An 18,684-nucleotide genomic window follows, 5' to 3' on the forward strand; every position below is an offset into this window, starting at 1 on the left:
GCTATCAGGACCGCTCGCGAACAACCCCTCTGACTGATCCGCAGTCGCTCAGCTCGCGACACGAGGTCTTGACGAAAGACATAGGGGCACCCCCCAGAACTAGTCTCAAAGTGCGGGCGACGTTAGAAACGTCGTAACCGCGTTGCACTCTCCAAGGAGCCCCAATGTATTCAGACTCGCGGCAAGTTCAAGCGGTCACCCTACAAAGAGGCAAACGAGGCAACGCCGTCCGCTGACGTCATGGATCCATCCTCGTGACCGCGCGGCCGTGGTGCCGAAACCGAGAGCAAGTGCGAAATCGACTCGTTGCCTGCTCTATCGGACCCGCTCGTCGCGGCTGACGCCACGACTGACGAGTGCAGATGACACACGACAGCACAGCTTTCTCAAGCTACGAATGCGGAGCAGATAGGATTCCAGCTTCACTTCTGGCCGCTTGGTGGACTTAGCAATCCGTTTTTGAGTTCGGTCCTTAATTTCTCCTGGTTCGTAGCCGCTGCGAGTCCCGCGCAGGCACCGACTATCAGCCAGAATGGATATGGTACTCCTGGGTTGTTGAAGTGGCTATGCAAGAGTGAGATCAATAGAAGCCCTCCAAACATGACGGCTACCGGAGTCGCGATCGCCCCGCTCAGTCCACGCCATAGGGCTACGATAACTGCGGCTGCTGTGATGAAAAGTGCCAATTGTGCGCAGAGTGCAAGTAGTCCCCCGCTGATTAGCGTCCGCAAGTACTCCGATTCAGGTGATCCCCACGACAATTGTGTGGGAAAGACCGGCCAGCCCTTAGACACACCGGCATACACATCGATGCCCCAACCGGTGAGTGGCCGTTCGGCAATTGCAGGGATCGTTTCCCGTGTCCAAATACCCATGCGATAGGAGATCGTCTCGGGTAGCCATGAGTACTGCTGGTTTGCGGCACCGATTGTTTGGCTGTCGAGCCGAGACTCCAATTCCGCGCCAAATAGTCGCCATGCAGCGAATGTCACCACACCCAACGTAACCACAATGCCGGGACGCAAGCCAAGTAGCACGAGGGTAACGAGCGTGATTATCGCGGAAAGAGCGATGGTTGCAAACGTCAATGATGTCAGCTGTCCAACGAGCACAACCGGGAGTAGGACCAGCGGGGTGACAGGCAAACGCTTCTGGAGCTTGTTACTGATGAGAAGGTCTAGGCAAACAATGGTGGTCATGCACACGAAGTAACCGCCCAAGGCGGTGTGATGACCGATAGTCGACGTTCCTCGGATCGCCCAGCCGAGCTCAAGACGTCGCTCGTAACCTTCAGCGGAGACGAAATTCGAGATGAACTGCGCGGCCAGCGGAGCACGTGCCACCTGCAGGGCAGCGAGCAAAGCCACTCCCGCCGCGGGTATCGAAATCCAGCGCAAGAGCTGAACGGCGTGCCTCAAGCTGGGAGACGATTGGCGTGCAAGGAGAAACGCAACGTATGAAGCGACCGGGATGAGCAACGTTGCGGAGTAGAACGAGTGATTCAGATCACTCGCGTTGGCTAGCTCAACACAGACTTTAACGAATATAAAGAGGGCGAAGGCGACATCGACAGCACCCAGCCGGAGCCGACCGATCTCATCCGCGCGGAGCGTCACGAACGCTAAACCAAAGGCCACCGCCATCAGAGCGATACTCGTCATACCAGCTGGTGTAGGGCCTATACGTACGCCAACCAATGCGGCCGAAAGGCCAGCGAGCAGTCCTACGAAAGAAACCAATCTGAGTGAAGGGTGCCCAGCCACTATTCGTGCGCCACTAGGGCGACACGACTGTGTCACGCTCGTCACGACCGACCATCGACTGGCGCATCAATGGCTGCTCTCAATTGAACACATGTTTCCCGAAGCCGAGCCCGCGCCGAGACGAGCTCGGCCATGATGATCTGCCCATCCTGAGCTGCCGCAAGGATACGGGACGTGTGATCCGAAGCCGCGATTGTGGCGTCTTGCGCCGACCAGGCAGCCGTCGATGGCGCGATGGCCCGAAAAGTTTTGGAGACTTTCTGCGCGCTGTGGGGCGTGAATCCGATCGGCACAGCTCCCTCCGTCATACCGATAATTAGCGCGTGAATGCGATCACTGATGACAGCCTTGGAAGTGCGATAGAGCGCTCGGAGCACTTGTTCATGTTCGGCATGGCTTCGGTCCGTTGGCCATTCTAGGGTGCGACCACCGAACCGATGCGCGAGTTCGCGTGCACGATCAGTATCGCGCAAGACCTGTACCACGGCGATCACCTCAGGAGAGCCCATCGCTGCGAGTGACTCCTCGACAGCGGTAAACCAGTTTGCATCTGGAACGTCGCGGTCACCTCGTAGAGAGACAACTACCCGGGTGCGCGCGGACGACCCCGACATGAGCTCGGCATCCGGTTGGCCGAGAGCAGCGGCCCAGTCCGGCTGAACTGAGCCCACTCCGAACTGAGCACACGCGCTTTCATCCCTCCACGTGACAAAGTCGGCGCCGTGAGCAAAACGGCGGAGCAGAAGTCGGGTGGTCCCGGGCTCTTCGCGGTTTCCCATGCCCATCGCGACCGTGGCACCTCCGCCAGCTCGAACCGCCTGCGCGAGGGCATACTGCCAAACGTAGCTCGTCGCAAAGTTTCTTCCTGTCACGACTTCGCCAGCGTTGACTGCAAAAACCGATCGTTCCCGGCGCATGTAGTTGAATGCGGCGCTGAACCACTCTCTTTTGGTTGCGTACTTGCAGTCAGCGTCAGTGAGCCCGAGTCCGGACACGTAGGAAGCGTGCGCTCCAGCGAGGACGTGGACCTCGCCCAATTCGCGCAACTCGTTAATGTACCCCCGGCGAAGGACTGAATCGCCCAGATTCTCTCGCTGGCCGCTCGGATTGATGAATATTCTCACTGTGTGGCGTCCTTCGCTCCGCGAAACGCGGCCGCATATCCTTCAGCAACCTGTGACCAATCGCGATTGTCAAGATAAGGCACTCGATCGCGCAACCCAGTGGACTTTGCGAGCGCATCACGCAGCACCGTGCCCGAGATTCGATCTCGGTATCGAATTACCCATTCGGACCCAACCTCGTCTGAGAGACTTGCGTTCGCGAGGGTATCAGGCACGAGAATCGGTCGGTTCAGTGACAACGCAATGAGTGCGATGCCGGAATTGTGCATCTCGCGATACGGAAGCACGACGAGCTCGGACTCGGAGATCTCTGCGACGAGACGGTCGTCAGATACAAACTCAAAGTGGCATTGCACTCGGCTATCGGTGGCGGTGATCGCCTCGATCGAATGCCGCATCGCGTCGTCAGCTTTCCCCACAATGCGGAGCTCCGCTGCTAACACACCATCCTCGGTGAACACGCGGGCTAGCTCTTCGACGCCCTTATACGGTTCTATCCGACCGATGTACAGAATGCGGCCCTTTTTTGCCGGGGGGCGAACCGTGGACGCGAACTGCTTACGATAACTACCATGCAATACGGTGTAGTGCTCGCCCGCGGGTGGGAATGGTGTGACACTGTTGATACGCACCCAGGCGCCTATTTGCGCGTCTAGGCGTTCCAAGAGTAGCGCTTCGGCGGGTGCGCCCTCGGCATGAGGTTCCAGGTTATGAATCGTTCGAACGATGCGTGTTCCACGCGCTCGAAGACGCACCAAGAGTAGACGGAACAGCAAACGTCGCGCGAATGCAACCACACGCCAGCGACTGCGGATGAGGAACTCCGGCCAGTGTACGTGGAACACGTCGTAGGTTCCGAACAGTGCCGCGGGCCAAGAAAAGTACCTGAACACAACATCATCCGGTGCTTCGCGAACAACTTGATCGATGTACTTGATTGTTGGGCCTGGTGCGTCGACTGACTCTAGAACCGTCACTTTACCGATGATGTGAAGCATCCTTTCTGGGTATTGCGTAGACGCTCGCAATTCACGGCTGCCACGCCCGACATCGGCCAAAGACTGTTCATGAGGCCTCAGCTTGCGTTGCGTATAGGTCTGCGGGGAACGCAACCAGTAGTTGCTCGCCATCAAAGATAGGGGGGCGCTCTCCTCCCATCGAAATCGCCTCACCTACGCTCGTCGCGACCGCGTATTCTGATCGCCCCGTCCCGGCGTAGTAGTCGTCGTACTTAAACGGTGGCTCGTGCCTCGAGCGGATGAGCCGCGCGGGAATTCCGAAAGCTTCCGCTATTACGATTCCATGAAGCGAGGAACCGCAGACGAACGACGAACGGGCGATTCTGCCGATAACAGCGTGAGGGTCCCCAATGGGGTCGATCACGTTCTCACCAGTAAGAGTGCTACGGTCGTGAAAGTTCGGCACGATCCCGACGGGCTCAAGGGAGGCACCATCACGCAAGTAGGTGTCTCGTGGCCAGAACCGTGACCAGAGCAAACCAGGGTCACCATACACCTCAGGAACGCGGCACCCGACAGCCTCGAGGGACTCGCGTGTCTTCGGCCCACGGACAGCGCGCACGTCCAGCGCTGGCGCCGCGCCGACGTCCATAGACTTGCCGTTCACTCCTGAACCCCAGACCGTGTCTCCCGGGCGGGTGAGCTTCATGATCGAGCCAACCGCGACAAGCCGGTGGGTCCTACGCGGCTGCACGAGCCCCGCGTCTGCCAGAATGCGGTCGACCAGGACTGGGCCGATGAGATCACCGAAGTTGTTGAGCGGGCGTCCGCGGGTCAGGCGTCCCCGGAAGCCCTGCGAGCGAATCCGCGGGTTGAAATGTACGACGGTGACAGCCATGATTTTCCTTACCTACGGCGGAGCCGTTGGGCTACGGCGAGAAGATGTGAGTAATCCGAACGAACGGACGGCACCAGCGATGCGACGGCGAAGTAAGCACACAAGGTTGGCACCAAAACTGCCAACTGTGTCCAGGGATTCCATGCCGACATGACTGTATACGAGACGACGACGCAAACGATCGAGACTGGAGCGAACAACGCGATCGGGCGCAAAGCAATCGCAATAAGGGGGGCTCGACGGAGTCCCGTCTTCGACATCGGGAATGTGGTCTGTAGCGACCAGTTGATGGCCTGGCCGATCGTCGATCCGATCGCGACCCCCAATGGCCCCCAAATCACACCAACAGCCATGCACGCAACCATCGTCGATCGGCCAATGACTGTCCACCGGAGCTGGAGACCTGTAAGCGCCAGCGATAGGAACACCCAGTAATAGACGAAGCCAATCGCTTGGAAGACGCCGCCCACAGCGAGCACTGTAAAAATCGGCTTGGCCTGGCCCCATCCCGGGCCCAGGAGAATGTCTACGATCGGGTCCGAGAGTGCTGCAAGTAACCAGAAGGTCCCACCGAATGTGTAGCCGAGCACCATTTGTGCGCGACGGACGTAAGCCTCATACCGGTCGTCCGCCTGCAGCTTCGATAAAATCGGCATCGCGACTTTCGTCATCGGCGCGGCGATCTGTTGTAAAGGAAGTCGAAACAGTTGGTAGGCCCGGTCGTAGATGCCGAGTGGCATGGTCCCCCATACTCTCCCGATGAGGATGCTGTCCACATTCGACGTCGCATAGGAGAACAGCTGCACGCCCAGCGTATTCGCGCCGAACGCATAGAGTTCGCGCATGTGCGCTCCCCGTCGTGGTAGCCCAGGAAGCCACCGTGCGGCGAGGGCCAGACCGATCAATGACACTGCGGCAATCACCAACTGCTGTGCTACGAGTGCCCAATACCCCCCGCCGGAAACTGCAATGCCGATCGCCAGCCCTAGCGCGACGGCCACTGCCAGAACGTCGATGACTGCGAGCCAGGAAAACCGCAACTTGATTGATACCTCGGCGCGAAACTGCGCAGTGAGTGCGTTGAGCAGAAATGTGATTGCCATCACCTGTGCAATCGGCGTCACCGCTGGCACTCCATAAAACTCCGCGAGCGCGGGGGCCCCCAGCACGACCAGAATACCGAGAGCAATTCCGATCGCGGTATTGGTCCAAAACAGATTGGTCCGCTGTTGCGGGGTGATGTTCTGCGATTGAATGGCCGCCAAGGAGAGACCGAAGTCACCGATGACACTCGCAACTCCAACGATCGCAAAGACCATCGTAAAGAGGCCATAGTCGGTCGGATCGATGAGTCGAGCCAGAATAGCAACCGACGCAAGTTGCATAATGAAGCGAGCCAGTTGCCCGGCGAGCGTGACCGCGCCACCGCGGGCGGCCGTATCTGCGAGGCTCACTGGGAACTCCAGGTGGTGGGGTGGTCGGTTCTGGGGGGGGGGGACTACAACGCTTTCGGCTGAGCCACGTTGCTCAGGTTCAAGCAACACTATGGTGATCGAGCCTGACGCGCAGGGCGTTCCACCTGATACGCGCCACCGGAACCTGGGTAACCCATGAGAGAAGCGTCACAGAACTGGGCGCCCTCTATGCAGAACAATCTCGCGGCCGAGCTTGATCGGTTCCCAGAGGTATCGACCGACGAGCCGACGAGGTGAGTGAACAAGTCGATAGAGCCATTCCAGACCGAAACGCCCCATCCAGCGCGGCGCCAACGACTGATGCCCCGAAAAGTAATCGAAGCATCCGCCTACGTTTGCGACGACGGCGGTAACACTACATCGAACGAGGCGATCAAGCACCCACTTCTCCTGGACTGGCATCCCCATTCCGACGAGAACAAGGTCAGCACGCGGCAGCCATTCGTCCACTCTTCCACCCGCTTCGACACCGACGCTACCCTGTGCTTCGAGGCTGTAACCGTCGAAGGCGACCCACCGCACCTGCGTGCTTCGCCGAGCGACGTACTCGGACATTCCGCGGCTTGAGTCGGGTGAACCGCCAACTGCGACAATCGTGATGTCTGGATCCATACGAATCAGATGCTCGAGCCAATCGGTACTTCCTAGTCGGGCCTCATTCTCTATATATTGGCCTCTTGCCGCTCCGGCACGAGCAAGCTGCAAGATCGGCCACCCGTCGATGAGAACCGCATCAGCGAGGCGCGTAAAGCGCCGAAATGGCTCGTCGCGATACGCAAGGTAGGTGCCGTGAAGATTGAGATTCGCGAGAATTCGCGTTCTTGGTGAAGCAGGCGGCTGAAGAATCCACCGGCAGACTTCTGGCGCAGTCATCGGTGTAACGCTTCCAAGGCCGAGTGGCAGCTCGACCCTGCGCACGTCGGTCATGCGTCGGCACCTAGACGCGCGACGAGCGGTGCCACTCGTGCTTTCCATGAGTATTTAGCCCAGACTTCCTGCTGTCGGCTCTGCGCAAGCTCAAGCGTCGATGAGCGTTCCATACTGCTGGCTGTCAACGCACCAGCTAGGTCGTTCTTGCTTGCGAAGCAGCGAACTGCGAAGCCCTCGGATTCAAGTCGAAGCGTGGTTTCATGAGCGGAAGCGAGCACGGGGCGACCCGCGGCTAGGTACTCCCACAGTTTAAGCGGCGAAAAGTAGACGCCCTGGCTACTGCCATGACCCGCGTAGCAGAGGTCCACCGTTGCAAGGAAGTCGCTGACATCGTCAGGGTGGACCCGTCCAAGAAACTCCACGCGCTCCGCAAGGCCGAGACGCTCCACCTGGGCTTTGAGCGCACTGTACTCAGGTCCGGTGCCCGCCACCCGCAGCCGCCAATCTGTGTTCTTCGGGGCGGTCATTGCGTCTAACAGCTCGTCTAGGCGTTGCCAGGAATACAAGCTCCCGAGAAAACCGAGAGTTGGAGCAGCCTGTGCGGAATTTGCTGACGGTGCGCGGCATGTAGTGTCAACGCCGTTTTCAATTGTCAGAATCTTCGAGCGTGCGATTCCATACTCTGTGGCCACCGCATCGGCAAGTTGGTCGGTGACGGCAACAATCAGGTCTGCCGACTCAAGGGTGCGCTTCTCGAAGGCCGCCGCGAGGCGATGACTGGTTGTGGCCTTGCGCTCTGTTGTGGCTTCAATCGCGAGCAAGGCATTCACTTCGAGGACCCACGGCGTTCGCCTGTCTCGAACCACCGAGCCAAGCTCCTGCATTAGCGCGTATCGCTCGTAGACGAAAGCGTATGGCCGGGATGCCGCAGCTCGCGCGAGGGACCGACGCGACTTGCTTCTGTACATCAACCTGGCGGCGTCCGCGGCCGCTACGCGCGCGCGCGACGAGCCCATCCGCTTCTCGCTTCCGGCCGCGTGAAGGGAATCTGGGACGGTATCGCCGACGATGAAACGATCAATGTCGATGCCCATCGACTCGAAAGCATGAATGACGCCGAGAATGTGTGAACGCGGCCCCAGGCTCTCAGTTGTCGCCTTCGTGGAAAGCCTGGGGGCTCCCGACACGTAAAGTGCGCGCGGTTGCGCGGCCGAACCCGTGGGAAAACGAGAGGAAATATGCGCTGGCAATTGGCTTTCTCCGTCTAGGACATTGTTGGATAAGATTCGGGCATTCTGCCGGCGCATAGCTACCACTGGTCGTAGACTCTAGTACTGGTCAGAACGTTGCCGTCGACGACGATCTGGCTGGCGCTCGCGGCAATGGGGCATCGAGGGGCCGGGCCCACCGGGAGGTAGTGCCGGCGATGGCTTCCCATGATGGCTCGCCCGACACGATCCGAGTTGCAGCGACGGGCTGCATCATTCAAGCTCTGGATTGGTGGGCAACTCACGGCGCTCACAGTGCTAAGCGGGATGAGAGTTATCCGCCGCACACCCCTTCGGGAGCGAAGATTTGCATTTTCCGACGTCATTGTCGTGTCGCTATCAATGATCGACACGTTGGCCTTTCGATGTTCGAATGCCAGAAGGCATTATCGCCAGCTGAACGTTCCGGCAACGGCCAAGCGTAAGGGATGATTGTGACGATCACGTAACACCGCGGCTCCGTATGCACCTGTTCAAACAGTTGACTCGCTCCGTTCTCACGTTCAAAACGCTGAGCATATAGATTCGACCGACGTTCCCAGTTGCAGAAGTCCGACGTCGCCAATCAGATAGTGCGACGCGACGTCGCGATCGACGCACTGCGCGGGCTGGCGATCGTACTCGTGGTGGCTGGCGATGTGATCGGCGGGACGAGCGACGTCGGGCTACAAGTCACCCCCGACTCGGCATGGCGACACTCCTATGAGTTCCTCATCGACATACGAATGCCTCTATGCACGGCACTTTCGGGCTTTGCCTATGGGTTGCGTCCGCTCAACAACTTAGGTAGCTACAGGCGAGTGTTCGCTCGCGGCAAAGCTCGCCGATTGCTCATTCCGCTGGTGACACTCGGGACAGTGTTCGTGCTGATGCAGTCTCTGGTACCCGGCACAAATAGTGATGTGAGTACCGGTGATTTTGGAAAGTGTACGTTTACGGCGTCGGTCATTTTTGGTTCCTACAAGCGATTTTTTTGATTCTTATGGCCGTCGGCCTGGCAGACGCGCTCGGGTTACTACGTCGTCGGGGTGCACTGCCCACCGCGATTGTTCTGACAGCAGGGACATCGCTTTTGGTCGAGGTTCCCGAGGCATGGGACTTTCTCTCCCTAAGTGGGTTCTTCCGGCTGATGCCTTTCTTCCTGCTCGGCTATCTGTTCGCCGAGACTCGAAACCAAGCGATTCGGTACCGATGGCTCGCTTTGACCGCAACCCTGTCGCTGTTTGCGCTTCGTTCGGCTGACGTCTTCGGTTGGATTGCGCTCGACCCAGTGACCGATGGGCTACTCCGCGTGAGCTTGGGCGTCGCAGCGATTGCAACGGTGCTGTCGTTCCGCCACTACTTTGCGTGGAAGCCTCTTGCCTGGCTCGGCTACTTCTCGCATTCGCCATCTACCTCCTTCATGTATCCGGAACCGCGTCTGCTCGCATGACACTCACCCAAATCGGAATCGACTCCAGCACCGTCATTTTCGTCCTCGCGCTAGCCGCCGGCCTCGGGCTCCCAATTCTGTTTGAGGTCACTCTTGGCCGGATCCGCTGGATCAGTTGGGGGTTCCTCTGCCAGAAAACGTACAGACGACCGCGTTGGTAGTCCATCGAGAGTAGCTGCTTGGCAGTCGTGCGCGAGCAATCTTTTAGAAGTAGCTTCGTGCATCGGCTCGTTCGATGGCGCAACACAGCAATCGTCGAACACCGGCCTGCCAAACGTGTCTACGGGTCGCCCGACGCGTGAATCACGCCCGCTCAATTTCAGCGCGGAGCTCGTCCTGTCCACACGCTAACTTGGGATCTCGACTCGCCAACGAATGTTTGGTGCGCACAAGCATCGGGCGTCTCGGCTCAATATCCGTCAACAAACTGCTCCGCACGTTGAACAACTACGGTAGGCCGACCACCAGCGTGTGGAAATGACGGGAACGAGCGAGCGTACCAGCATCCAATTCATTCGATGATTTTTCTTAGCGTTGATCTGCGCATGACGTGATCGCGAAACACTCCCGTAACCATCCGAGACATTCTTGAAACGTGTCAGGTAGAGAGTTTGTGCCACTCCCTTTGGACGCGTCGGTGCGCGGGTGCCGACGGCATTCGCGCTGGCGGTCCGTCTCCCCTGAAAGGAACCGGCACCCCCATGCCCCAGCTCACACCCACATCGCGAGCACGCCGCCCCCGCGGCCGTGCGCTAGCGACTCTGGCTGCGATCGCCGCGATGCTCGGCGGATCACTCGCCCTGGCACCCGCGGCAAACGCTGCCGAGGCTGGCGACGTCGCCATCACGGCACCTTCGACGGTCACCGCCGGCGACACGGTTGAGGTCAGCATTGACGCTTCAGCCACCTCTGACCTGTTCGCCTACGACGTCACCGTCTCTTACGACTCGACCCTGCTCGAGTTCGACGCCGACTCCTCCACGTTCCCCGATGGCGGCTTCGACTCCGTCACCGAAGGCACCGACGAAGTGACCTTCACCAGCACCCGCCTCGGCACCTCACCGGGCCTCGAAGCTGGTCAGACGCTCGTCAGCTTCAGCTTCACCGCATTGACCGACGGCTCGGCAGACATCGCCATCAGCAGCCTCACGCTCGTCGGCTCAGCTGGCGACACCACGTTGCTGAGCGACGTCGACTCGGTCACCACCACCATCGACGCAGTCGCAACCACCCCGACGGCAACCCCCACGGCTTCGGCTTCAGCTTCGGCAACCGCCACGCCCACCGACGACGCAACCGACGTCTCTGACTCGACCGACGCGTCGAGCACCGACGGCGACCTCGCTGTCACCGGTTCAGACGCAACCGTCTGGGTTGTTCTCGGCATCATCGCGTTCGTTGCACTCGCCGCAGGCGCCGTGCTCGTGCTGCGTCGCAAGGCGGTGAAGTCATGACCGCCACCGTTCCTTCTACATCAGCGTTCACACGTCCACAGAAGAGGCTTCCCTTGACCACCAAGCGAACCATCGCAACCATTGCGGTGCTGGGAACTGTCGCCGCTGGCGCAGTGGCAACCCCCGCCGTCGCACTCGACACAGTTGAGCCGACCACCGCGTCGATGCTCGCACCGTTCTACACCGAGCTCGACCTGACCGGTGACTCACAGGTAACCACCGACGACCTCGGTGTTGCCGCCGCCGCTCTTGGCACCACGGCAGATGACGCCGCGTGGTCAAGTGTTTCGGTCATCGACCTTGACGCTTCGGGCGACATCACCGTCAGCGACATCGCGGGTCTCTCGCAGCGCATGATCTATGACGACGGCGACTTCGAGCTGATCGAAGCATCGACCATCGACATGCAGGCTGCCATGAACGCCGGCGTCACGACCTCGGTCGCGATCACCCAGGAATACATGGATCGCATCGAGTTCTACGACACCGCTTTGGTTGACGATCAAGAAGGCGGTCGCCCGCTCAACTCGATCATCAGCGTCAGCGACGTGGCTCTCGCCGCCGCTGCCGAAGCTGACGCCGTGCGCGCCAGCGAAGGCATGACCAGCATGCTGCTCGGTGTGCCGATCGCGCTGAAAGACAACTACAACACCTACGACATGGTCACCACGGCCGGTTGTGGCTGCTGGAACCTGAACCAGACCGACTCCGACGCCACCATGGTCGAGGGTCTGCGCGAAGACGGCGCGATCATTCTCGCCAAGGCGAGCCTTGATGAGTTCGCCTACGGCTTCACCTCGCAGTTCTCGGCGTTCCAGCCTGCAGGCGAGACGCTCTACATCGCAAGCCCCTACAACACCACCAAAACTGCTGGTGGATCAAGCGGTGGCACGGGTGCGGCAATCGCGGCGAACCTCGCCGGCATCGGCTTCGGCACCGACACCGGTGGATCGATCCGTGTGCCGTCGTCATACAACCAGCTCGTCGGCATTCGCCCGACGGTCGGTCTTGCCAGCCGCGATGGAATTGTTCCCCTCGCCCTGTCGCAAGACACCGGTGGCCCCATGGCCCGCAGCGTTCTTGACGCCACGGTTGCTCTTGACGCTGTAGTGGGCGTCGACGCGGGCGACCCGATCACGAGCACGCAGGCCGGTCTTGTGCCCGAGTCATACACCTCTTATTTGGATGCTGACTCGCTTGACGGAGCCACCATCGGATACGTCGCGTCGATGCTCGGCTCGAACACCACCACGCTGCGCCTCTGGGAAGAAGCGAAGGCAACCTTCGAGGCTGCTGGCGCCACGGTCGTCGAGGTTGAGGCGCCTGAAGGCTTCAGCGATGTTCTCGGCGAAGGTTCGGGAAGCACGAACGAGTTCCGTCACGACCTCGAAGAATACGTTGCCTCTTACCTCGCCCCCGAGGTAACCGAGCGCACGATCCTCGAAATCGTTGAGGGTGGCAACTTTGTCACCTCGCGTCAGGGCACCTACGAGCGTCGCGCTGGCGTTACCGAAGAAGAGTACGAAGCCTGGGCTGGCGAAGAAGGCTCGCACACCCTGCAGCTTGCTGCCGGCAAGGTGCTCGTGCACGACCTGATGGACGAGTACAACCTCGACACCCTGGTCTACCCGAGCGGAAACCCCTACGGCACGCAGAGCACCAACCTGCGTCTGAGCCCCAACACGGGCATGCCTTCGGTCACCGTGCCGATGGGTCAGGCAATCGAAGCCGACGACACCACCACCGGTGCCGGCGTCAACCTCGAGTTCCTCGGGCGCGACTTCACTGAGGGAACCCTGCTGGGTCTCAGCTACGCCTTCGAGCAGGCAACTGAATACCGCACCACCCCGGTTCTCTACGGAGAACTGTTCGACTGATCCCCCGGTTAGTCAGGGCGGAGGTTTGCGGAGTAGGGCTCCGCGGGCTTCCGCCCTTTTCGTTGGGTCAGCGCGGCGCGCGTGAACTCAGCAGTGCCTTTTGCTGAATCAGCGGGGCATGCGACGGATGCGCACGAGCGCGATGACACTCAACAAGACAGGTACGCCGAGAAGAAGGGCGAGTGCAGACAGGGTATCCATGGGCGGGGTCGCTTCGTTATTGGGGAGCTCGTGAAAAGGGGCTGAAGTGAGCGTAAACCCGCAGAGTCCGCCGAAACAGGCACTTGCGCAGAGACCAAGTCAATCCTGAGCTTGCCAACTGGTTGTCTTTGCATTGCGCGCAGCGTGAGCGTCAGCATCCATTGAGTTGCTCCAACTGGCATGAAACCTGTGGCACGATTCAGCAGTGGCAACGGTGCGCCCGCAAGGTGAACAGCGCTCGGTGAGCATCGACATCGTGCGGCTCCTGGGGCTGCTGCTCGTGGTCGGCAACCACCTCATTGGCCCGAGCCTGGGCGGCTATGTCGCGGTGTTCTTCGTGCTGTCGGGCTATCTGATGACGCGACGCCGCACCCTCACTGATGAGCTGGCTCACCGAGTGCGAACTCTGCTCGTGCCCTACGCCGGCTGGCTGATCATCATCGGCGCTCTCGTGCTCGCGGGCATGGCGCGTCGCGAAGTCGGTTTCGCCGAAATGGCACACCAGGTAGGTGTCATGCTCTACGGCGGCCGCGACCTCATCACCCCATTCACCGCGTTCTGGTTCATGACCGCCATCTTCGTGGCCGCGATGCTCTACACGCTGGTGCGCAGATTGCCGCTCGGGGCACGCGTCGTCACAGCCGCCGCTGCTGCGCTCGCGACGCTCATCGGCCCCCAACTGTCGTACTGGCCGCTATCGATCGGGGTAGGGGTGTGTGCGATCGTGTTCGTTGCAGCAGGCGACGCGTTTCGCTGGCTAGAGCCTCGACTTCGTCATCGTGTCGTCACCGGCGCCGTGTTCGTCATTCTGCCGGTGATCGCCATCACCACGGGTGCGAGCGAGCGAATGATCCTCAAGATCGGCGACTTCGGCACCCCCTTCGTGAGCGTCATCGCGGCCGTCATGCTGTCGTGCGGCGCGCTGTTGCTCGCAAAGCCCCTCGCCCTTGTATTGCCAAAGGCAATCGCATCGCGAATCACCTGGGTGGTTCGCATGAGCACGCCGATCATTCTCTTGCACACTGTTCCCGCGTGGATGCTGCCGAGCTCGCCCCTCTGGCTCAACCTGCTGCTCGGCCTCGCGCTGCCGCTGGCGGTGGGGGCGCTATTGCTTCAGTTTCCTCACTCTCGAGCGCGAAGAATCCTCATGCCGGGGCCCGTGCCCGACGGCGGGCGGCCAAACAAGTCCCGCGATAAGCGACCCCTCATTTCATAGTCTTTGGCTTCGATGTCAATGGATGCTGGCGCCTGCCCAATGTCGGAGGTATGTACGACAATAGAGACATGACCAACAACGATGTCGAGCTCGAGATGCGCGAGACCGCACTCTTGATCGAGTTGCTCGATACGGTCGCGGAATCACGCCGCTTGATTGCCCAGCAACAGGCAATCGAAGCTGCCGCCCTCGCGCAAGCCGGCCACATCGGCGCCGCGCGTTCGTCGCGACTTTCGGCCCGCGCGGCGGTCGATCGCGAGATGCCCATCCGCTCTATCGCCGCTGAGTTCGGCACGGCTATGCACGTCGCCGACCGCACAGCGCAAGCACAGATCAACGACGCGATGAGCCTTGTCGATGACTACCCAGAGACCTTTACCGCCCTGCACGAGGGACGCATCTCGCGCGGCCACGTCAACGCGATTCTGGGCGCGGGCGCTCCCCTCGAAAACGTCGAGGCGCGAGCCCAGTTCGATCACGATGTTGTCAAGATCGCCGAGGTTGAGACCGCCGGGCGTTTGCGCCGCTTTGCCGATGCCCTCGCCGAAACCGCACAACCTCGCACCCTCAACGAACGGCACCTCGACGCACGCGAAGAGCGCTCGGTGCGGGTGTTCGCGCTGCCCGATGGCATGGCACAGCTTGAAGCCCACCTTCCGGGCATTCTGGCTCATGGCATCTACGACCGCATCACTCAACAAGCACGCGCCATAAAGAATGTTCAAGGTTCGGGCGAGGCAGGCGATGCGACTGCGCTGGCCCATCCACCTATTGAGGGCGAGACAGCACCCGACGCTCGAACAATCGATCAGATTCGCGCAGACCTTCTCGCCGACATGCTGCTGACCTCAGTACCTTCAGCTGATCCGACCGAAGACGACGGCGACGGCGCGCTCGGCGCGATCCGCGCGGTCGTGCAGGTGATCGTTCCTGCCGCCACCCTCGCGGGCACAGCCAACAATCCGGCTGATGTGGCCGGGTTCGGTCCGATCGATCCTGAATCAGCCCGCACACTGGCAGGAAACGCCCCCGGATGGGATCGAGTCTTCACTCACCCGATCACTCGTGAGGTGCTCACCGTCGACCGCTATCGCCCGAGCGATGCCCTCAAACGGCACCTGCGCGCCCGCGACCAGCACTGCCGCTTTCCCGGCTGCCGCACCGCCGCCGTGCGATGCGACATCGACCACACCGTCGATGCCGCCCTCGGCGGAGCCACCGAGGCGAGAAACCTCGCTCACCTCTGCCGCCGCCACCACAGCCTCAAACACGCGACGGCTTGGCGGGTGGTGCAACACGCGGGCGGCGTTCTCGAATGGACCTCACCCGTCGGTCGCGTCTATACCGACCGACCACCGGGAGTGATGTTCTCGCCATCGCCCCCAGACGATTCCCTCGCTGGCAAGCACAACAACAGTGAATCGGCGGAGTTTCACGATGCACTCCATACCGACGATCCGCCGAATCTCGACGGCTGGCCCGCCACCGGCGACCCCGACGACGAACCGCCGTGGCTGCGCTCGGCCAGTTGAGAGTTCTCACCGAAGGCGTGCGTGCAAATAGACCCGGTGCACAGGCAATACGATTGAACCCACGACTTACCCTCTCTATTTTTGGAGCTTCATGCGTCTTTCGGTCATCGGCTGCGGATACCTCGGAGCCGTTCACGCGGCAGCGATGGCGTCAATCGGCCATGAGGTTGTCGGTATTGATGTTGACGAGCGCAAGGTCGCTTCGCTCTCCAAGGGTCTCGCGCCGTTCTTCGAGCCCGGACTCCAAGAGATCCTCACGGCGGGCATCGAGTCAGGTCGTCTCACGTTCACGACCGACATGGCCGCAGCATCCGGCGCCAAAGTGCACTTCATCGGCGTTGGCACCCCGCAGCAAAAAGACGGCTACGCGGCCGACCTCACCTACGTGAACGCCGCCGTCGACGCCCTCGTGCCTTACCTCTCAGAAGGTGACATTGTCGCGGGCAAGTCGACCGTTCCCGTCGGCACCGCCGCGTCGCTTACCCCGCGCGTCGAAGCCACCGGCGCCACCCTGGTGTGGAACCCCGAGTTCTTGCGTGAAGGCTGGGCCGTGCAAGACACGATCGACCCCGACCGCCTCGTCGTCGGCGTGCCCGCAAACGACGCCGGCACCACCGCCACCGAGGTGCTGCGCGAGGTGTACCACCCGGCCGTCGCCAAGGGCACCCCGTTCATCGTCACCGACCTCGCCACCGCCGAACTGGTCAAGGTCTCGGCCAACGCGTTCCTCGCCACCAAGATCTCGTTCATCAACGCGATGGCAGAAATCGCCGAGGTCACCGGAGCTGACGTCACCCAGCTCGCTGACGCCATCGGCCACGATGCACGCATCGGCCGCCGCTTCCTCGGCGCCGGCATCGGCTTCGGCGGCGGTTGCCTGCCCAAAGACATCCGCGCCTTCGCCGCACGCGCCGAAGAACTTGGCCGCGGCGAATCTGTCGGATTCCTGCGCGAAGTAGACGCCATCAACCTGCGCCGCCGCGAACGCGCCGTCGAACTCGTCGTCGAAGCCGCCGGCGGCGCCGTCTACGACAAGAAGATCACCGTGCTCGGTGCGGCCTTCAAGCCCCACAGCGACGACATTCGCGACTCGCCCGCTCTCGACGTTGCCGTGCGCCTGCATGGCCTCGGCGCCAAGGTCACCGTCACCGACCCCGCCGCGATCGAAAACGCCTCCCGCGTGCACCCCCAACTGACGTACGTCGAAGGTCGCGACAACGCCCTGCAGGGCGCCGAAGTCGTCATCGTCGTCACCGAGTGGGACGAATACCGCCACGAACTCACCCCCGCCCACGCCAGCGAACTCGTCGCCAACAAGATCATCGTCGACGGACGAAACTGCCTCGACGCCGCCGCCTACCGCGAAGCCGGCTGGACCTACTACGGCATGGGCCGCCCCTAACCTCCACCACCAATCCGCGCGGTGCACACCAGTGCACCGCGCTACTGAATCGAGCGGGCGAAAACTTCACCCGATCGATTTCGGCAAGTCGCGTAATGAATCGCTTGGTTCGACGTCTCTTCAGTAGGCCCATAAGACGTCACCAAGGAACATCTCCGCATGCTGAACAATTTCGAACTGCTCTCCCTGATCCACGTCACCGCGTCAGGCATCGCTACCGTCGGGCTGTGCCTCGCGCTCGTTGCCTCATTGGGAGTGTTCTTCGCGCTCGCCGCTGACCGCCCCGACCGACTCGTCGGACCCGCTGGACTTCTCTTTCTTGCCGTGCTCGGCGCCACCGTCGGCGGCGCTGCCCAAGAGTGGTGGCAGCTCATCACCGCTGTTCTAGCCGGTGGCATCGCCATCGTCGCGGGGCTGATCGTCGCCCGCCTGCTCCGCACACGCCAGCAGCCCGACACACCCCAGACGTCAGTCGATCGCATCCCGCTCGCCTCCTGGCAGTAGCGAGAGCCCCAGGCGCGAGTGATCGTTCGTGGGATTCGTAGGATGCTGACGTCGCTGAGCGCGTCGAAACTGACGATGTGGCCGCTGATGCCACTCCGGCCTCCGACGCAGCCCCAGCGCCCTACAGCACCCCGTACCGTGCTTCCTACGCGGCGCCCTACACCGCGCCGGATAGCTCCTCGCCGCGCGCGACCTTCTTGAGCTCATCACTGACGAGACCGAGGCACGCATACTCATCGACGTCGACCGCCTGACCGCCCTCATCACGCTGAGCGGCAATGCCGTCACCGGCAGCGCCGTCGACGGCGCGGTATTTCTGGTGGGACTGGGCTAAGTGCGAGTTCAGGCCGCGATGAGCGATGCGACTCGTGCGGCGAGCGCACGCGGCGAAAACGGCTTTGTGACGTAATCGTCGGCGCCAGCATCCATCGCTCTTTGGCGATCGGTCTCTTCAGCGCGCGCAGTCAGCATGAGAATCTTGGTGTGCGCGTACCGCTCAGTGGCGCGCAATTCAAGGCACACTTCAAGCCCGTTCTTGCGCGGCATCATCCAGTCAAGAATGATCAGGTCGGGCAACCGCTCGGCAGCCGCTTGCAGACCGAATTCGCCGTCTACGGCTACGGCCACGTCGTGGCCCGAAAGAGACAGCTTCATCTGGATGAGCCCTGCAACATCAGGGTCATCCTCCACAACGAGAATGGCAGCCATC

At 61.2% G+C, this 18,684-nt stretch carries 16 protein-coding genes; 8 read left to right on the plus strand and 8 right to left on the minus strand.

Going from position 1 to position 18,684, the window contains the following annotated elements; all coding sequences use genetic code 11:
* Positions 1 to 422: 422 nt before the first annotated feature.
* The 7 genes from AB0O81_RS13095 to AB0O81_RS13125 form a co-directional block, all read right to left on the minus strand.
* Positions 423 to 1,661: a hypothetical protein gene (locus tag AB0O81_RS13095; protein WP_363584979.1), complete on the minus strand. Its 1,239-nt coding sequence runs from the start codon at positions 1,659 to 1,661 to the stop codon at positions 423 to 425.
* A gap of 143 nt (positions 1,662 to 1,804) precedes the next feature.
* Positions 1,805 to 2,887, minus strand: a complete 1,083-nt coding sequence (locus tag AB0O81_RS13100) for a polysaccharide pyruvyl transferase family protein (RefSeq protein WP_363584981.1) — start codon at positions 2,885 to 2,887, stop codon at positions 1,805 to 1,807.
* Complete coding sequence (locus AB0O81_RS13105; protein WP_363584983.1) at positions 2,884 to 3,885, minus strand: glycosyl transferase; 1,002 nt, start codon at positions 3,883 to 3,885, stop codon at positions 2,884 to 2,886. The genes AB0O81_RS13100 and AB0O81_RS13105 overlap by 4 nt, the downstream gene beginning before the upstream one ends.
* A gap of 67 nt (positions 3,886 to 3,952) precedes the next feature.
* Positions 3,953 to 4,744 carry a polysaccharide pyruvyl transferase family protein gene (locus tag AB0O81_RS13110; protein WP_363584985.1) on the minus strand — a complete coding sequence of 264 codons (792 nt, stop codon included), beginning with the start codon at positions 4,742 to 4,744 and terminating at the stop codon, positions 3,953 to 3,955.
* A gap of 8 nt (positions 4,745 to 4,752) precedes the next feature.
* Entirely contained in the window at positions 4,753 to 6,198 is a 1,446-nt protein-coding gene (locus AB0O81_RS13115; protein ID WP_363584987.1) for a lipopolysaccharide biosynthesis protein, read from the minus strand.
* 168 nt (positions 6,199 to 6,366) lie between these two features.
* The gene (locus AB0O81_RS13120; protein WP_363584989.1) at positions 6,367 to 7,146 is read right to left on the minus strand and encodes a WecB/TagA/CpsF family glycosyltransferase; all 780 of its coding nucleotides are present in this window, start codon (positions 7,144 to 7,146) and stop codon (positions 6,367 to 6,369) included.
* The gene (locus AB0O81_RS13125; protein WP_363585078.1) at positions 7,143 to 8,396 is read right to left on the minus strand and encodes a glycosyltransferase; all 1,254 of its coding nucleotides are present in this window, start codon (positions 8,394 to 8,396) and stop codon (positions 7,143 to 7,145) included. Before AB0O81_RS13125 ends, AB0O81_RS13120 begins: the two co-directional genes overlap by 4 nt.
* Positions 8,397 to 8,899: 503 nt before the next feature.
* Here AB0O81_RS13125 and AB0O81_RS13130 point away from each other — a divergent pair.
* The 8 genes from AB0O81_RS13130 to AB0O81_RS13165 all read left to right on the plus strand — a co-directional run bounded on the left by AB0O81_RS13130 (position 8,900) and on the right by AB0O81_RS13165 (position 17,975).
* A complete protein-coding gene (locus AB0O81_RS13130; protein ID WP_363584991.1) occupies positions 8,900 to 9,334 on the plus strand; it encodes an acyltransferase family protein in 435 nt (144 codons plus the stop codon).
* A 5-nt stretch (positions 9,335 to 9,339) separates the two neighbouring features.
* Complete coding sequence (locus AB0O81_RS13135) at positions 9,340 to 9,789, plus strand: hypothetical protein (RefSeq protein WP_363584993.1); 450 nt, start codon at positions 9,340 to 9,342, stop codon at positions 9,787 to 9,789.
* Between the two features lie 701 nt (positions 9,790 to 10,490).
* Positions 10,491 to 11,243: a cohesin domain-containing protein gene (locus AB0O81_RS13140; RefSeq protein ID WP_363584995.1), complete on the plus strand. Its 753-nt coding sequence runs from the start codon at positions 10,491 to 10,493 to the stop codon at positions 11,241 to 11,243.
* A 53-nt stretch (positions 11,244 to 11,296) separates the two neighbouring features.
* Positions 11,297 to 13,120 carry an amidase family protein gene (locus AB0O81_RS13145; protein WP_363584997.1) on the plus strand — a complete coding sequence of 608 codons (1,824 nt, stop codon included), beginning with the start codon at positions 11,297 to 11,299 and terminating at the stop codon, positions 13,118 to 13,120.
* A gap of 406 nt (positions 13,121 to 13,526) precedes the next feature.
* Positions 13,527 to 14,537, plus strand: a complete 1,011-nt coding sequence (locus tag AB0O81_RS13150; RefSeq protein ID WP_363584999.1) for an acyltransferase — start codon at positions 13,527 to 13,529, stop codon at positions 14,535 to 14,537.
* Positions 14,538 to 14,605: 68 nt separating this feature from the next.
* Positions 14,606 to 16,069, plus strand: coding sequence for a DUF222 domain-containing protein (locus tag AB0O81_RS13155; RefSeq protein ID WP_363585001.1), 1,464 nt, complete (start codon positions 14,606 to 14,608; stop codon positions 16,067 to 16,069).
* A 91-nt stretch (positions 16,070 to 16,160) separates the two neighbouring features.
* On the plus strand, positions 16,161 to 17,471 hold the full coding sequence (locus tag AB0O81_RS13160) for a UDP-glucose/GDP-mannose dehydrogenase family protein (protein WP_363585003.1): 1,311 nt from the start codon (positions 16,161 to 16,163) through the stop codon (positions 17,469 to 17,471).
* Between the two features lie 159 nt (positions 17,472 to 17,630).
* Positions 17,631 to 17,975: a hypothetical protein gene (locus AB0O81_RS13165; RefSeq protein ID WP_363585005.1), complete on the plus strand. Its 345-nt coding sequence runs from the start codon at positions 17,631 to 17,633 to the stop codon at positions 17,973 to 17,975.
* Between the two features lie 342 nt (positions 17,976 to 18,317).
* Here AB0O81_RS13165 and AB0O81_RS13170 read toward each other — a convergent pair whose 3' ends face one another.
* Positions 18,318 to 18,683, minus strand: coding sequence for a response regulator (locus AB0O81_RS13170; protein ID WP_363585007.1), 366 nt, complete (start codon positions 18,681 to 18,683; stop codon positions 18,318 to 18,320).
* Position 18,684: the final 1 nt, after the last annotated feature.

The sequence above is a fragment of the Microbacterium sp. NPDC076911 genome (assembly GCF_040687125.1).
Lineage (GTDB): Bacteria > Actinomycetota > Actinomycetes > Actinomycetales > Microbacteriaceae > Microbacterium.

Bases quoted from the DNA above. Each gene is read 5' to 3' on its own strand.
- AB0O81_RS13120 (WP_363584989.1), bottom strand. From the start codon at position 7,146: ATGACCGACGTGCGCAGGGTCGAGCTGCCACTCGGCCTTGGAAGCGTT.
- AB0O81_RS13125 (WP_363585078.1), bottom strand. From the start codon at position 8,396: ATGCGCCGGCAGAATGCCCGAATCTTATCCAACAATGTCCTAGACGGA.
- AB0O81_RS13110 (WP_363584985.1), bottom strand. From the start codon at position 4,744: ATGGCTGTCACCGTCGTACATTTCAACCCGCGGATTCGCTCGCAGGGC.
- AB0O81_RS13170 (WP_363585007.1), bottom strand. From the start codon at position 18,683: ATGGCTGCCATTCTCGTTGTGGAGGATGACCCTGATGTTGCAGGGCTC.
- AB0O81_RS13105 (WP_363584983.1), bottom strand. From the start codon at position 3,885: ATGCTTCACATCATCGGTAAAGTGACGGTTCTAGAGTCAGTCGACGCA.
- AB0O81_RS13135 (WP_363584993.1), top strand. From the start codon at position 9,340: ATGGCCGTCGGCCTGGCAGACGCGCTCGGGTTACTACGTCGTCGGGGT.
- AB0O81_RS13140 (WP_363584995.1), top strand. From the start codon at position 10,491: ATGCCCCAGCTCACACCCACATCGCGAGCACGCCGCCCCCGCGGCCGT.
- AB0O81_RS13165 (WP_363585005.1), top strand. From the start codon at position 17,631: ATGCTGAACAATTTCGAACTGCTCTCCCTGATCCACGTCACCGCGTCA.
- AB0O81_RS13155 (WP_363585001.1), top strand. From the start codon at position 14,606: ATGACCAACAACGATGTCGAGCTCGAGATGCGCGAGACCGCACTCTTG.
- AB0O81_RS13160 (WP_363585003.1), top strand. From the start codon at position 16,161: ATGCGTCTTTCGGTCATCGGCTGCGGATACCTCGGAGCCGTTCACGCG.
- AB0O81_RS13095 (WP_363584979.1), bottom strand. From the start codon at position 1,661: ATGACGAGTATCGCTCTGATGGCGGTGGCCTTTGGTTTAGCGTTCGTG.